13 protein-coding genes are annotated in these 16,461 nt (G+C 42.1%); 10 read left to right on the forward strand and 3 right to left on the reverse strand.

The window, feature by feature from the left end; genetic code table 11:
* Positions 1–6: 6 nt before the first annotated feature.
* Entirely contained in the window at positions 7–1,371 is a 1,365-nt protein-coding gene (locus UYC_RS0131265) for a glutamate-cysteine ligase family protein (RefSeq protein ID WP_016878091.1), read from the reverse strand.
* A 45-nt stretch (positions 1,372–1,416) separates the two neighbouring features.
* Positions 1,417–3,744 (reverse strand): heavy metal translocating P-type ATPase, encoded by a 2,328-nt coding sequence (locus tag UYC_RS0131270; RefSeq protein ID WP_016878092.1) that lies wholly within the window; start codon positions 3,742–3,744, stop codon positions 1,417–1,419.
* A 791-nt stretch (positions 3,745–4,535) separates the two neighbouring features.
* Here UYC_RS0131270 and UYC_RS0131275 point away from each other — a divergent pair.
* The 8 genes from UYC_RS0131275 (at position 4,536) to UYC_RS0131310 (ending at position 13,547) form a co-directional block, all read left to right on the forward strand.
* Complete coding sequence (locus UYC_RS0131275) at positions 4,536–4,775, forward strand: FeoA family protein (protein WP_016878093.1); 240 nt, start codon at positions 4,536–4,538, stop codon at positions 4,773–4,775.
* A 17-nt stretch (positions 4,776–4,792) separates the two neighbouring features.
* Complete coding sequence (gene feoB / locus UYC_RS0131280; protein ID WP_026087697.1) at positions 4,793–6,790, forward strand: ferrous iron transporter B; 1,998 nt, start codon at positions 4,793–4,795, stop codon at positions 6,788–6,790.
* Positions 6,791–7,254: 464 nt separating this feature from the next.
* On the forward strand, positions 7,255–7,695 hold the full coding sequence (locus tag UYC_RS0131285) for a hypothetical protein (protein ID WP_016878095.1): 441 nt from the start codon (positions 7,255–7,257) through the stop codon (positions 7,693–7,695).
* Positions 7,696–7,844: 149 nt separating this feature from the next.
* A complete protein-coding gene (locus UYC_RS0131290; protein WP_016878096.1) occupies positions 7,845–9,137 on the forward strand; it encodes an aminotransferase class V-fold PLP-dependent enzyme in 1,293 nt (430 codons plus the stop codon).
* Positions 9,134–10,204 carry a sodium:calcium antiporter gene (locus UYC_RS0131295; protein WP_235083120.1) on the forward strand — a complete coding sequence of 357 codons (1,071 nt, stop codon included), beginning with the start codon at positions 9,134–9,136 and terminating at the stop codon, positions 10,202–10,204. The genes UYC_RS0131290 and UYC_RS0131295 overlap by 4 nt, the downstream gene beginning before the upstream one ends.
* Positions 10,205–10,419: 215 nt before the next feature.
* Positions 10,420–11,085 carry a methyltransferase family protein gene (locus tag UYC_RS0131300; protein ID WP_016878098.1) on the forward strand — a complete coding sequence of 222 codons (666 nt, stop codon included), beginning with the start codon at positions 10,420–10,422 and terminating at the stop codon, positions 11,083–11,085.
* A 90-nt stretch (positions 11,086–11,175) separates the two neighbouring features.
* Positions 11,176–12,066 carry a Uma2 family endonuclease gene (locus tag UYC_RS0131305; protein WP_016878099.1) on the forward strand — a complete coding sequence of 297 codons (891 nt, stop codon included), beginning with the start codon at positions 11,176–11,178 and terminating at the stop codon, positions 12,064–12,066.
* A 176-nt stretch (positions 12,067–12,242) separates the two neighbouring features.
* A complete protein-coding gene (locus UYC_RS0131310) occupies positions 12,243–13,547 on the forward strand; it encodes an alpha/beta hydrolase (RefSeq protein WP_016878100.1) in 1,305 nt (434 codons plus the stop codon).
* Between the two features lie 118 nt (positions 13,548–13,665).
* Here the strand turns inward: UYC_RS0131310 and UYC_RS0131315 are convergent, their stop codons facing one another.
* Positions 13,666–14,571 carry an alpha/beta fold hydrolase gene (locus UYC_RS0131315; RefSeq protein WP_016878101.1) on the reverse strand — a complete coding sequence of 302 codons (906 nt, stop codon included), beginning with the start codon at positions 14,569–14,571 and terminating at the stop codon, positions 13,666–13,668.
* Positions 14,572–14,759: 188 nt separating this feature from the next.
* Between UYC_RS0131315 and UYC_RS0131320 the strand changes: the two genes are divergently transcribed.
* Positions 14,760–16,067, forward strand: coding sequence for a protein kinase domain-containing protein (locus tag UYC_RS0131320; RefSeq protein WP_016878102.1), 1,308 nt, complete (start codon positions 14,760–14,762; stop codon positions 16,065–16,067).
* A gap of 103 nt (positions 16,068–16,170) precedes the next feature.
* Positions 16,171–16,437 (forward strand): Ycf66 family protein, encoded by a 267-nt coding sequence (locus UYC_RS0131325; RefSeq protein WP_016878103.1) that lies wholly within the window; start codon positions 16,171–16,173, stop codon positions 16,435–16,437.
* Positions 16,438–16,461 lie beyond the last annotated feature (24 nt).

A 16,461-nucleotide genomic window follows, 5' to 3' on the forward strand; every position in this document is an offset into this window, starting at 1 on the left:
ATCAATTCAAAGTAAGTCAATAGCATCCAACGCTGCTAAGGGAGTTTGTGTGTCTATCCATGAAACCTGTGCTTCTAGCTTGTCACAACACTCACGCACTAAACGCAAACCAGCATCTAAGGTCAATTGAGCAGTTGTTGGGGTAAACTCTTGCAATATAGTGGCTTCTATTGTCTGATAGCGATCGAGGTCTTGGCTCAGTTTTGCCAAAAAATTCGCTCCTTCGCCAGCATCTGCGATCGCCTCCCCCATCGCAAACTGCAAAATTGAATCGACGTAAGCCTTAACTTTGGGATTTTTGACTCCCTCTGTAGCTGAGGTATAGAGCAATTCACCATTTAGGTATTCAAAATCTGGTACATAAAGGCGATCGCCTACTAATTCAAATATCTGCATTCCTCTAGTTGGTCTAACTGTTATGCGATCGCGCCTAACTCGATTCGCCGCATTCTCAAGCAGTACAATTACAGCTAGAATTACCGTTGGATAGTTACTATCTATACATCTTATTTCCACAGTGCCGACTTTGTTGAGTCGGACTGGATTCCAAGCTGACTTGAGTAAACTTCCTCCCGCTTCTAGAAACAGATGAGGTTCAATTCCAGCTTTTTCCATTGCTTGTAACCAAGCATAGTAACGAGCAAATTGCTGTTCAACTAAATCCTCCACACTCTCGGCATAAGGCATGAGTCCACCCACTGGCTGTAAATGAGTGTAAACTCCTTCCCAGCCAAAGGTTTGGCTACCTCGATAACGAATTGTATGCGAGGCTAGCCCGATCGCACCTCCTTCATAAAAGGGACAAGCCCGCGTCAGGGAAATAAGTGCTGAGTCGCAAGCTGTAGCTAAATTGTAGATATTCAGTAGTTCCTCTCGCTGTGCTGATGTCGAGTTGTAAGATACTGCAACACGAGGATCGATTACTCCAGGTGGGACTTCCAAATGCAGGTGTGTACCAGTACATTTCCCGGCGTGCAAAAATTTATCATAGCCAATAGTCCGCGCTTGGATATGGTAATTTGGGCGATCGCGCATCACTGGCATAATATGCAAAGGATAGCTAGACAGAGGGTAAAGCCGCAAATTCATCTGTCGCGCCACAGCAAGTGCCAATTTGAGATTTTTGAGATATTCTCTTGCTAGTTCTGTACCAGTATCGGCAGGAGGTGTGTTAATTTCTACCATACTTTTGACGAACTCCGGCACAAAGTAATTTGGATTTAAACCTTGTGCTTGCGCCATTAAGTGACAACCCTGCAAAAATTCATCAGCGCGATTGCTAAGATAACCAGCCTCATCAACCAGAAAAAACTCTTGCTCAAGACCGATACGACGCTTTGCTACACCCATCTCAACCTCTTTTTCTCGCACTACGTGTCTTGAAAAAATAAGTTCTTATAAAACTCCTAATTTTAATTATGGGGATTTCCCCCAACCTTGTTCCCTTTTAATTCTTGGTGGATCTTGGTGCATCAGGGGACGCAAACCATTTAATCCAGCAGCGATCGCCGAACCATTGTGAACAACTGTAGCTGCTAGTGGGTGTAATCCTACTGTTGTTGCTAGTCCTAAAGCTGCTAGGTTTGGAATGACTGCCAAACCGATATTTTGCTGAATCACTGCTTTGGTTTGGCGGGCGATCGCTATTGCCTCTAAAAAACTGGTTAAGTTATTATCCATCAGCACAACATCAGCAGTTTCTCTCGCCACCTCAGAACCATCACCAAAGGAGATGGAAACATCAGCATAAGAAAGAGCCACGGAATCATTTAAGCCATCACCCGTAAATGCTACTATTTTACCTGATTCATGTAATTTGCGTATAATTGCGGCTTTTTGTTCTGGAAATGCTTCGGCGTGGACTCTCGACAAAGGAATGTCAAGTTCGCGGGCAACAGCGATCGCCCTTTGCTGGCTATCTCCGGTTAACAGATGAATTTCCATACCGTATGCTGTTTGCAGTTTTTGGATGACTGCCGAGCTTTCTAGACGGAGTGGATCTGTGTAAGAAATTACTCCTTGAAATTCGCGATCAACTCCAACATACAGCAAAGAATCATGGGCAGAAATGCGGCAATTGAGGTGATAAGGACAATCTGCCTCGTTGCAAGGATGTGGTTCATAAAGACAGTCAAGGGGAATGCCACACTGATGTAAAAAGCGATCGCTCCCCACTACAACTTGTTTGCCATCAATCTCAGCCTGCACACCCAAACCAATTTCATACGTCCATTCCTGACGTGGCAGAACTTCTACACCTTGTTTTTCGGCATAGCGCACCACTGCTTCAGCAACGGGGTGAGTAAGGCGTTGTTCGGCAGCGGCTGCCAATTCTAACACCCTACGCGCAGACATTCTGCCTGCGACTGTTTCCACCTGCACAACCTCGATATCTCCTTTGGTTAAGGTGCCTGTCTTATCAAAGACTAAAGTATCTACTTGTGCCAATTTTTCTAAAGCGTGTCCGCTGCGAATCAGAACTCCGTGCCTGGTGGCATGATGCAACGCTGCTAAGAAAGTTGTAGGCACACAAACGCGAATGCCGGTAACAAAGTCGAGAGTGAGAATAGATGCGGCTCTTGCAGGATTCCGAGTTGCAGCCAAGACAATACCAGCAAAAATTAGTGCAGGTACTATTGCTTTGTCAGCAACGGTGGCAGCGTAATTCCCCATTCTTGTATCGTGAACGGGAGCCTGTTGCACTAACTCAATACTTGCTCCAGCACGGGTAGCAATGCCTACACGTTCGGCTATGATGTAAATTTCTCCTTCACGAACTAAAGTTGAGGCATAAACCGATTGTCCTGGTTTACGCACAACTGGCATAGATTCACCAGTAAGTTTTTGTTGATCGAGCAAAGCTGTACCATGCAGGATTTTACCGTCTACAGGAATTTGCTCGCCCGGATAAACTATGACTGTATCTCCAGGTTTAACTTCGGTTGCTTGAATGTGTTTTTTCTGTCCATTTGGTTGTTCTACCCAAGCATAATGCCCCAAAGATTCGAGTAAATCTGCGGCGCGATTGTGGGTGACTCGTGCTGTGCGATCGCGGATTGTATCCCCAATTTCATGCAGTGTCATTACCAAAGCTGGCGTGAGTAAATTACCTTGAAGAGAAGTTAAGGCGATCGCAATCAAATCTAGGCAATCTATATTTAATTTCCGTTCTGTTAAGATGCTGGCATAAGCACGTTTGGCGATGGGTAAAGCGGCAAATCCCACAGTTGCAGCGATGATTGCTCTGGGGATTGGAAATCCTAAGCCTAGTAAAGCCAAAATAGCAGCGAAAGCAGGCAATTTAATTTCACTATCTTCTTTTTTCTCTGCTTTGGTTTTTGGCTTTTGAATTTTATCTGTTCTCCGATGGGAATCTAAAACTTCATTCCAAAGCCCCTGTTCCCTGTCACCTGTTCCCTGTTCCCTTTTATTTTGCCTTGCCTCTTGAATCAAGCACCCTAGATACGCTGGCATGAAGTCATTTCCGGCACAACTAGGAGATATCTGATAACTAATAGCAATAGAAGCTGCTTGTCGATTGAGGCGTACTCCAATCACTCGGCTATCTGATTCAAGTAAATGAAGCAAATTATCAGCATAGTCAGGGTTATCAGCTAGCAAGGGAACCCGAAATCTCACCCGTCCTGGAATTGTATGCACTATATGATAATTGATTCCAGCATTGATTTGTGGCTTCTGAAGGGTTGCTAGCTTACTTGTTTTTGACTTGGAGGCGATCGTCATCATCATTTCCCTGGCTGTTTTGCGGTGATTTGATGGCTGAGAATTTATCCGTGATGGATTTAAATATTCCACTGACTAACTAATTCACGGCATGATGAGAGAAAGCACGCAACTGTGAATATAAATCTATTTAATAGTGTTAGTAATTAATTTCTATTAAATGCAATCATTTTTAAAGATAGAAGCATTTACAGACGCTTTTTGCCAAAATTAGCGCTCTCTTTTCTCAGAGTATTTTCGGTTTGTAATGTATTCGTAAAAAATATTTTTTAATAAAAAATTCAGTTTTTTTGCATCCAAACTCAACTATATTAAAAATTATTCTCAGCTAACCTAAAAGCTTGTGTACTAAATTGACAATTACCCTAGTCTTGTTTTGCCTGATAGCAATTAAAGCAAAGCACGTTCATGACTGGTGTGCAAATAAATTTCAGGTAAATATAAATACTTTTACTTTAGCAATTTGCACAATTTATTAAATGAATAGGATTTGTCAATCATAATTTTTACATATTTTTACATAGATATTTATACAAGCCTTGGCATAACTTAATCAGCGGAGAAAACAAAAGTAAATAATAACACTAATTAATAAAAGGGAACGGGGTTGGGGGAACAGAAAATATGAAAACAAATGCTGCTTTGAGGAATGTTCAATACAAACAAATGAATTTGTAATTACGGTATTTATTGATATTAATTCTTAATGGTATTTAGATTAAGTACCACAGTCAGCTTAATGTTGCCAGTGAAACATCCCATCATTGATTTGTTTGTGAACAAGAAATGCCATGAGTGTGAAACTATCGGTGCTGAAACCCGGCAAAACAGCTACCATCGCTTCCATAGACGCGAACGAACCTGGGTTGTTGAGACGACTAGAAGCAATGGGCTTCAAAATTGGACAGCAGGTAAAGGTACTGCGCAAAGCATGGTTGAATGGGCCACTACACGTGCGAGTGGGATTAACTACAGAAGTGGCAATGCGGCGGCATGAAGCAGATGGAATTATTGTGAACGTACAGGACTGAGAAAAAAGAGGTGTGGAATGGCACATTGTCATAGTTCTAATTCAGGAATCGCCTCGCTGACATCGAAGCCTGGAGTAAAGCGAGTCGCTGTCATGGGGATGCCCAATGTAGGTAAATCCACATTGTTTAATCGTATTACAAAGGCAGGAGCCTTTGTAGGTAATTGGCCTGGTGTGACAGTTGACTTGCTGGAGGCAGAAGTCGAACTAGATGGACAAAAGGTGGAGTTCGTCGATCTGCCAGGAATCTATGACTTGGAGGGTTACTCTGAAGATGAGCGAGTCGTGCAAAGCTTTTTTGAAACCTATCCAGTAGATTTGGTATTAGTGATTCTTAATGCTGCTCAGATTGATCGCCAGATTCGTCTACCCTTGCAAGTGAAAGCCTTGGGAATGCCAGCTGTAGTGATTCTGAACATGGCAGATGAGGCGAAACATTTTGGCATCAAAATAGATGAGCACAAACTAGCAGAAAAGCTAGAAATGCCTGTGGTACTGGTAAGTGCTAAGTATGGTAGTGGCTATGCGATCGCCCTCCACAAAATTACTCAGGAATTAGCACAAGAACGAGTTCCCATTGCCCCCATAGAACTAAAACGCCAGATTGAAGCCCATCCCTCGATACCAGAATCGCAAATTCAGGAAGTTCTAGCAGACACGGTGGAAATGCCCTCGCGCTTATTCAAGACGTTGACAGAACGTTTAGATGCAGTATTGCTGCATCCGCTACTAGGGCTACCGTTGTTCTTCCTGTCTATTTATTTGATGTTTGAGTTTGTTTGGCTGGTGGGATTGCCATTACAGGATGTAGCCGATGCGATAACGGGATGGTTGCAGGAGGTAGCTATTGCTCCGGTGACAGTCAATTTATCAGAGTTTTGGCGGGGTTTTCTGGTAGATGGGCTTTATGGTGGATTAGCTACGGTGGCATCATTTATTCCCTTAGTCATCACATTTTTCTTCATGATGGCGATCGTGGAAGATAGCGGTTACTTCTCCAGAGCAGCCTACATGATGGATTCCCTGATGTATCGCTTTGGCATGGATGGGCGTAGCTTTGTGTTGCTGATTATGGGGTTTGGGTGTAATATCCCGGCAATTATGGGAACGCGAGTGATGCGATCGCGGGCATTGCGCTTGCTAACAATTTTGATTGTTCCCTTTGCCCTCTGTTCGGCACGGTTAACAGTATTTGTGTTTATTATTGATGCCCTCTTTGATCGCACTTGGGGGCCATTAGTACTATTCTCACTTTACCTGTTCAGTTTCCTAGTAGCACTGCTAACTGGATTAATAATGAAAGGGCATTTTCAAAACCGGGAGCCATTTGTGATTGAACTGCCTCCCTATCGCTTTCCCACACTCCAGCAAATCTTGCTGCGAGGATGGGGTGAATTGAAGCACTTCCTGCAACGGGCGACAGGATTTATTACAGCAGGGGTGGCTGGTGTTTGGCTGTTGAGCAATCTACCTCAAGGTACGGCAAACCCAATCGGGATGCTAGTAACCATCCCACTTTTGGTTGGCATGGTTACGGGTTGGGATGCGGTGAAAGGATTCTTGCAGCGAGCAGGTGGATTGATTGCGATCGGCGTGTTAGGCGTCTGGTTGCTAACCCATTTACCAGGTAATGAGAACGTCAGCTATGCCACTCGCATTGGAGAATTTTTCGCCCCTATTCTAAATCCGGCTGGTATACCTAAGGAGTTAACTGTTGCTTTGATTTTTGGGTTCATTGCCAAGGAAATTTTAGTCGGTTCTCTAGCAACCATTTACAATCTCACCGATCCTAATGCTGTTCAGGCAACCCTAGCTCAGACAATTTCACCAATTCAAGCTTACAGTTTCATGCTCTTTTGTCTGCTTTACACCCCTTGTTTGGCAACAGTCGCTACTATCCGCAGCGAATCTAAGAGTATCCGGTTTACCCTTCTATCAGTTACCTACGGTTTAATCTGGGCATGGGTTGTGAGTACGCTGTTTTATCAAGGGGCGAGGTTGTTAGGGTTGAGCTAGCAATTGCAGACATGGTAGATATACAATGTCTTTCTCACCTCGTATCATTTCACAAAACTCTGATACAAATACAGGCGGTGTAGAGACGCGATATATCTCGTCTCTACAAAGGTTTTGGCATTACGCAAAATTATTTTCACGCTGAGACGTAAGGCTTCTTGCGGAATTAACTAAGCGATCGCAACTATAAATTACAGAATTCTATCTTAGGAAGGTTGCAGTCTCTGCAACCTTAATATCTTATTTTATTCACTCAAAAACCTTACAGAATAAAATTATTGTGTTGCTGTCACTTTCTATTCACATTCGTTTTCCACACTGAATGTAGATGGAATTGATTATAGTTTTGTCATAATTAGCTTACAAGCTTTAGTTTTTAACATACCTTGCTAATCTGAGTATTTTCGTATCAATAATCAACTAAATAACAGTAAATAGGTAATTATGAGTGAGAGGGAAATGATATGTCTGTTAACCATCTTTTAGGAGAATCTACACCAGTACAAAGCAATTATCATTCTCTGACAAATTTTAATGAAACAAAACTAACTCAAGCAAACCTGAACGTAGAAAAGCCTAATGGAGAAATACTGAATAGAGAAAATTTAAATGGAGCATCTACTCCCGATCCAGCAATGATTGTGGCTCCTATTATATTTTTAGCAATGGCAGGGGTAATTGCTTCTCAGAAATTTAAGCTCTTTCATCAGTTTAATCGACTAAATAATTTACAACAACATTCTTGTCAAAACTGCCGTTATTTCTCAAATAATAAATATCTCAAGTGCGCTGTTAATCCCACTATCGCATTAACAGACGAAGCAAAGAATTGTCACGACTATCATCCCCAAAAACCACTAAAAACTACTTGGTTTTCCCGTTTTACTAATAAAAAGTCTAATTAATTTGTCATTATCTCAATTCAAATAAAATATGAAAGCATTTTAAATGCTGCTAATAGCTATTAGCCATTAGCTATTAACTACTAACTGTTTTGAGTTTTGCTACAGCACTTCCACACGCCATTATCATGGTTATTTGCAAAAAGGTATAAATGTCTTTACACCGCAGAGATTTTCTGATTTACTCAGGTTTGGGAGCAGTTTCCAGTGCCTTATTAAGCGTTGCCAGCTGTAGCAATAAGTTAATGGCAACTAATACGAAAGTAACGGAGGATGAGGCTGGAAGTGAAGATGATTGGGAAAAAGTACGCGCTCAATTCAATTTAGATCCAAACTACATCCACATGGCAGGCTTACTGCTAACTTCCCACCCAATACCAGTTCAAGAAGTAATAGAAAAACACCAACGCGAGCTAAATCAAAACCCAACACTGTATTTAGAACAGAACAATTCCCAACTTACACAGGAGGTTCGGAATACAGCCGCAAACTATATGGGTGCGAAATCTAGCGATATTGCCCTCACTGACAGCACGACAATGGGAACTGCACTAGTAATCAACGGTTTGCAAATCCGTGAAAATCAGGAGATGCTAACTACTGAATTTGACTATTACTCCACCCACGAGTCATTGCGCTACAAGGCGGCACGTGCAGGAGCAAGAGTGCGAGAAATACCCCTCTACCAAAATATTCAAAAGGTTTCAGAAGATGAAATTGTCGATACGCTCACTAACGCTATCCGTTCAGAAACCCGCTTAGTAACGGCAACGTGGGTACATTCCAGCACTGGTTTAAAAGTTCCCGTGCGTCGAATTGCTGATAGATTAGCAGAAATTAATGCTAATCGCACCGAAAGCGATCGCGTACTTTTATTTGTTGATGGAGTGCATGGTTTGGGCGTGGAAAACGCAACCATGGGCGACTTGAATTGTGATTTCTTCACTGCAGGAACCCATAAATGGCTATTTGCGCCTCGTGGTACTGGGGTAATTTGGGGTAATCCCAGATCTCAAGCTGCTATCTCACCGACGATTCCTACTTTCACGCGTACAGGCGACTGGGGAGGGAGAATGACACCAGGTGGATTTAAGCCGTTTGAGCATCAGTGGGCGCAAGCAGAGGCTTTTAGATTTCATCAACAACTTGGTAAATCAAGAGTGCAAGAGCGTATCCATAGTCTTTGCCGTCAGTTAAAGGAAGGGCTAGCTAATATGCAGCACGTAACCCTTTATACGCCTATGTCAGAAAACCTTTCCTCCGGTATTGTCTGTTTTGATGTAGATAATCTCAGCCCCGTGCAGGTGGTGCGGCAACTCCGGCAGCGCAATATCATCGCCAGCGATACACCTTACTCACCTTCTCATGCTCGTCTGACACCAGGAGTATATAACACGCCTCAGGAAATGGAGCAGGTACTAAGAGCCATTCGGGATTTAGCATGATGTTTAATTTTGCCAACTATCCTGTTTGGATCAACCTCGTCATATTTGCCTTGGCAGGTGGTGTTGTTTGTTTCAGTGGTGCGCGCTTATCTATCTACGCCGATACGATTGCCGATCGCACTGGTTGGGGGCGAGCATTTATTGGCGCATTATTGTTGGGTGGGGCAGCCTCATTGCCGGAAATTGGAACTACAACAACAGCATCAGCGATCGGTAATGCACCTTTAGCTGCTAACAACCTGTTGGGAGAGATAGGGATGCAGATGGCTATTCTAGCCTTAATTGATCTGGTAATGGTCAAAGGTGCGCTTACCTTCTTTGCTCCCCAACCAGTGCTAATGCTGGGTGGCGTCATCCTGGTGACACTCCTTGGCTTAGTCTTAGCTGCAAATGCTGTAGGAGAATTGGTGTCGCTGTTTGGAATTGGGTTATGGTCAGTAATTGTATTCGGTGCGTACCTAATCTCGCTATATACAATCCAGAGATATGAAAGGCAAGATTACTGGCGGGCGGTAACTTTACCCCATCAGCCAGCAGCAGAATCAACACAACAAAGACGGCAAGAACAACTGCATCAGTTGTCGCTCAAAAAAATTTTTTTATATTTTGCTGTGAACAGCTTTTTTGTTTTAATAGCAGGATGGATTTTGGCACAAATCGGAGATGCTCTTGGGGAGCAAACAGCAATGGGAAGCAGCTTTATCGGAGCTACTTTGCTTGCCCTTGCCACTTCCTTACCAGAAGCGATTACTACTATTAGTGCTGTGCGCTTAGGTGCATTTGATTTAGCTATTTCTAATATTTTCGGCTCCAATGCCCTCACTGTATCTCTGTTTTTCATTGCAGATATTTTCTATCGCGAAGGAACTATTTTTGCAGCCATGGATCGCCCGTCTATGTTTATGGGTGCCTTGGCTATTGTCCTGACTTGTGTTTTTCTATGGGGATTACTGGAGCGAGATAACCAAACTATCTACCGGATGGGAGTAGATTCCACAATTGTCATCAGTATCTACTTTGGTGGTTTGTTGCTACTTTATTCTATCAACAATGGAGTACTTACATAATCTTGCTAGTTTTTTGACACAACTAGGTTTACTGGGTGCGATCGCCTTTTTCAAAGAATTTGCTGAGTCAAAAACAAGATCCCCGACTTCTCTAAAGAAGTCGGGGATCTGTATCTCTAAATTTTTCCAATTCAAATAGGATGACTATAGTTGCAATTGTTGCGAATAGTTAGTGATAATGTCAGTTAACCCTAAATCTTCTTTCAAGTCAAATCATGAAAGCAAAACACGCTATCAATCTCAGCAAAGGGCTAACTTTCTTCTTTATCTTGGGACTTATGTTAGTCTACCAAAACTTTACTCTTGGGGCTTGGGTATATTTAGCACTTCACAGTACTTACGGTTTTCTTTGGCTACTAAAAGATAGTCTGTTTCCAGACAAAAAGTGGGAGCAAGAAGTTTCTATCTTACAAGGTATTTTTATATTTACTCTAGTGAACTTATATTGGATAGCACCTTTTATTCTCATTAGTAGTGGCAATATACCACCACTACCATTAGTAGCAGCAGCCATTTCTTTGAATATTTTTGGTGTTTTTCTACACTTTGCTAGCGATGCTCAAAAATATTACACTCTTAAGTACCAACCGGGACTAATTACCGAAGGATTATTTGCTCGTTGTCGCAATACAAATTATTTGGGAGAAATATTTATTTATACCGCTTTTGCCATGCTGACTCAACACTGGCTGCCATTCGCGATTCTTGGAGTATTTATCAGCACAGTTTTTATTCCCAATATGCTCAAGAAAGACAAATCTCTATCTCGCTATCCTGATTTTGATGAATATAAAAAGCGTTCTGGGCTTTTGTTCCCCCAACTGTTTACCGTAGACATTTCCAAACAAGAGAAGACTGCCGTTGAGAATACTCTTCAGTAACCTGCCCTAGCAATGAAAAAGTTGCCTAGTGCGTCTAATCAACTAACATAAGTACAATGTCTGTCAAGGTGCGGCAACAGGTGAGCAGCCATGTTAGAAAATACCCCTACTGAACCGTATGTGCCATTACCCCCAACTCAGACAGAACTACCCTACGATGATGGTAAGCAAATGGAAAGCCAACGGCATAGGTTGCAAATGGATTTGCTGATTGATGTCTTAATGCCTTGGCTGGAAGAAAGAGAGGATGGGTTTGTAGGTGGCAATATGTATGTCTACTACAATATGGCGCAAGTGCGGCACAAAATGGCAGTTGCTACAACAGAGATGCCCTCGCGCCCATTACTACCTTATGCAAAGCCAGAAAAAGAACATATACAAATTGACAAAGCCGTCTATATCAGCGATTCTATACTGCACAGTCTCAACTTTAAAGGGCCAGATTTTTTTGCGGTTTTAGGAGTACCAAAAGGAGAACGTCGCAGTTGGGTGGTATGGGAAGAAGGCAAAGCACCAGATGTAGTGATTGAATTATTATCTGAGAATACTGCCTCAATCGATAAGAGTGAGAAAAAGCTGATTTATCAAAACCAACTCCGCGTTACAGAATATTTTTGGTTTGATCCTTTTAATCCTGATGATTGGGCTGGTTTCTCTCTCAGTGGTGGGCTTTACCAACCTTTGGTATTAAATGAAGACAATCAATTAATTAGTAGCTGTTTAAGGTTGGCATTGCAGTTGTGGCAAGGAAGCTATAAAGGAATTCATGCAACTTGGTTGCGCTGGGCAACATTACAAGGAGAATTGCTGCCTACAACAGATGAAATTGCATATCGGGAAGGGCAAAGAGCCGAAAAGGAAAGACAAAGAGCCGATCAAGAACGACAACGGGCTGAACAAGAACGACAAAGAGCTGAACAAATAGAGTCTTTACTGCTACAAACGGCACGCAATTTACTGCAACGCTTCCACAAGGAATGAGGGTTTTATATAAAGTTTGGAAATTCTATCGTTAGATTTGGATATCATTTCCGGCAACATCATAAAATCTGCAAGGGATAATGTATAAATTCATATCTTGCGCCTCGCCCCTAAAATGCCTGGTACTGAAGTACCAGGCTTATAGTTTAAGTCAGTTAAAACTGACTAGGTAAGATTTGCAGTTAGTTTTAACTGACTTTAGCTTTGCAGCCTTTGAAAGTTATTTCCTGGCAAGCACCGATCCATACGTGCATCTACTGTTTTATTTTCACATGATTATGTTTTCTAAACCTAAATTATTTTTATCATTTCTGATATTAGTGTTGAGTGTTTCAGGACTATTTCTCAGTGCTTGGATTATTGTTCCTGCTCCGAATATGTCTTTACTCGTGCTAGGAGTAGGAGCGCCAGAAGTTAGCCCGTGGTTATTTATATTAAATTTAGTATCTTTGGTGTTTGCTTTTTTCTACATTCGTCGTCATCAACTCAAGCGTTTAGCTTTTATTTTCAGCTTGCTTGGCTTATTAATTTGTAGCTGGGTACTAATAAATATTCCAATAACTCAGATGCAGATGACAAAAGCAATGGAACAAGGTTTAGGTGCGGATTATCTCAAGCAAGTTCCCCTCAAAGTCAGCGCAAATATGCAACCTTATCCCTTTATGCTAGTTAATACTTTTCGAGGTATTCCACTCAGTAAAATACGCCACAAATCAGATATTCTTTTTGCTACTCCCCAGGGAGTGCCCTTAAAAATGGAAATTTACCAACCTCCAAAGGTGGGGAAATACCCTGCACTTATAGTAATGTATGGCGGAGCTTGGCAAAGTGGTAATCCTCGCGCTAATTCTGAGTTTAATCAATATATGGCAGCTCGTGGATATACTGTATTTGCGATTGATTATCGACACGCACCTGAGCATCGATTTCCAGCACAGCTAGAGGATGTGCTTACAGCCATCAATTTTATTCGGCAATACGCCGCAGAATATGAAGCAGATCCAGAACGTATGGTATTGTTAGGACGTTCTGCTGGCGCACACCTGGCAATGCTAGCAGCGTACCAACCAGATGCACCTCCAATTCGGGCTGTGGTTAACTATTACGGGCCTGTTAATTTAATTGAAGGATATAATGAACCGCCTTTTCCAGATCCGATTAATACTCGCGCTGTTTTAAAAACATTTATTGGTGGTTCGCCACAAGAATTTCCCAATCAATATCAAATTGCTTCGCCAATCAATTATGCAACACGTCCTGTACCTCCAACTCTATTAATTTACGGCAGTCGCGACCATTTAGTACAAGTACGATTTGGCAGACAAATGTATGAACGTTTACATAAATCTGGGAACACCGCAATTTTGTTAGAAATACCTTGGGCAGAACACGCTTTTGATGCTGTTTTTAATGGTGTCAGCAATCAACTAGCGTTATACTATACCGAGAGGTTTTTGGCTTGGGCGATGTTTAGGCAATAATTTCATCATTACTCAACTTTATTGTTTTCATCCGAAATTGGTCTTGGCAACCACTCTATTCGCCTGGCGACTGGAAGTCGCGGCTAAACAAACATACTCCGCCTGCGCGGACTAAAATTTAACCGGATTTGGTATCGCTTCCTAAATAGCGTTGCAATAAGCCAATTACAGCTTCTGGCATTTCTAAATGTGGCAGCACTCCCGTATCTGCGATCGCATGAAAATCTCGAATTGCAGTTGGATTTAATTTTGCCAGCCGCCTTCCTAGCTTCACATTGGTAAATTGGGCTTTCTCGCCCCAGAAGATTACTGTAGGTATAGTAAGTTGCTGAATATACAAGCTTAAATCAAAGTAGAGATCACCCCGCAAAAATGCTAATGCCGCAAACTTGGCATTTGGCTGTTGGGCAGAGAATAAATAAGCCTCTACCATCTCTGGGGAAACTCGATCAGGCTTGGCAAACAGAAAACTTTGCAAAAAGTTATTGACTGCTAATTCATTCTCAGCACCGAGGGCATAAATCAAATTATCCAGTAAGGGTGTGTTGATTACCTGGAGGGGAAGCCTGCGCCCCGCACCTTGCCCAAAGTCATCAAAACCAGAGGGACAAACTAAATACAGGGCTTTGAATAAAAAAGGTTGGGCAACAGCGAGGCGAATCATAAAAGCCGCTGTCAGGGAAGATGCTACCACCGTTACTGGTGGAGAACAAGTGTGCCTAATAAATTCTGTGATGGTTGTCAAATAATCGCTAATTTGATAGTCTCGCACCGGATGAGCAGAATCTCCCCAACCAATTAAATCTGGTGCTAAGATGCGGTGTGTGACGGCAAAAGCAGGATAAACTTTTGACCATTCATAAGCAGAAGAACCACCACCAAAGCAGTGAAGAAAAATGAGCGGTGGTAAATCTTCAGTCTCAGCAATACACCACGGTTCTGTTGTTTGGGTATAGTAAACTATCGACCCAAGTGAGGAGTTGATGACTTTATGTCCAAAGCCTGGAGGTTGAAACTGAAGCATATTTTACCAGCCTTGAGTTGTTCAACTTGCCTATAAGTTTAGGGCTGATAATGGAGACTGGGTACTGGTTTATAGTTAATTACGATTAATAATTAACACTTAAACTTAAATTACACTAGCACACTTACGCTAACAAACGTTTTATCATCGTGTGGCAAGATTAATAAAAACACTTGCACAGCCACACCATGTTAGGAAAGCTACTAGACAGTCGTTACAAAGTTATCCAAGTTCTGAGTGCTGGAGGATTTGGTGAAACTTATATCGCTGAAGACACCCGCCGCCCAGGCAACCCCAAGTGTGTTCTGAAGGTATTGAAGCCCAGCAGTTCCGATCCATATTACCTACAAACTGCTAGGCGCTTGTTTAATAGTGAAGCAGAAATACTGGAACAATTGGGCAATCACGACCAAATACCCCGTCTTTTGGCTTATTTTGAAGAAAGCGAAGAATTTTGCTTGGTGCAAGAGTTAATTGTTGGACATCCACTCAGTGCGGAAATGCGAGTTGGGCAACCTTGGGCGGAAAGTCAAGTCATCCAAATGTTACAAGATGTTTTGGGTGTTTTGGAGTTTGTTCACGGCTACGGTGTGATTCATCGTGATATCAAACCCGATAATTTGATTAGACGCGACTCTGACGGCAAGTTGGTTTTAATTGATTTTGGTGCGGTTAAACAAATGCGTTCCCAACTAGCTGCATCTCCCAGCCAAATGACTGCGACTGTGGCAATTGGTACTCCTGGTTATATGAGCGCAGAACAAGCTCAAGGCAAACCACGCCCAAACAGTGATATTTATGCTGTTGGGATGATTGCTATCCAAGCTTTGACGGGAATGTTACCAACTCAATTACAGGAACATCCTCAAACTGGAGAAATTATCTGGCCAAATCAAGCCCAGATTTCCCCTAGATTAGCAGCTGTTGTACAGAAGATGATCCGCTATCACTGGCGCGATCGCTATCAATCTGCCACAGAAATATTGCAAGATCTCCAGCAATTGCTTTATCCCCTACCAGCAACGCAACCATCTACTCCTGATGTATATACACAATCAACCGCACCGCAGTTTGCTAACACCTACTCCCAATCATCGCCATTATCTCCTTCTAGTGCTACAGATAGTTCCCCAAATTCACCTCAAATCACGTCACCAGCTTGGATAAACCAAACTCTGTCTGTAGCTAGATTTTTACCTTTTGTTGGTGCGGCAGGATTATTTTTATTTAAAGCAGCTACCTGGATTGTTTTATTAGGTATTGGTCTTGCAGCTTTTGGAGTTGGCTTATTTTTTCTCCGTTCTTCTTATCCAAGGCTAGCGCGGGATTATGATGCTGTTTTCGCTGTTGTATTTTGCCTTTGCGGTATCTTGCTTTTATTTCAAGAATATCGGTCTTATGGAAGTCAAGAAATACCAATCAGCCAATTCTTACTAGCAGGAGCAGGTATTTTTTCAGCAGCAGAATGTATTCGTTTACGCGGAATAAAAAAATAAATAAAGGGTCTAGGGACTGGAGGCTAGGGACTAGGTATGAAGATGAAAAACAGAATTGTGAATCTTTAATTTATACCTCTTATCACACCTTTTTGTATTAGATATGTTTAACAATCCACTCAATTTAATTGGCGTTATTTTAATCATCGCAGCAATTAGTTTATGCGCTTTACCTTTTACGCGCCCCCAACTCTTTCGACGTCAAGATATTGTGTTAATCATAGTATTTTTTATCTCCGGTTCAATTTTGCTATTTCAAAATCGGTGGTATAACAAAGAGTTGACACAATTTAATTTAATACTCCTGGCTATACCTGCTATTTACTACACTTTTGAAAGTCTCCGTTTGCGAAGTAAAAATCTACAATAAAAGGGGACAGGGAACGGGGAGCAG

The sequence above is a fragment of the Chlorogloeopsis fritschii PCC 6912 genome (assembly GCF_000317285.1).
Taxonomy (GTDB): domain Bacteria; phylum Cyanobacteriota; class Cyanobacteriia; order Cyanobacteriales; family Nostocaceae; genus Chlorogloeopsis; species Chlorogloeopsis fritschii.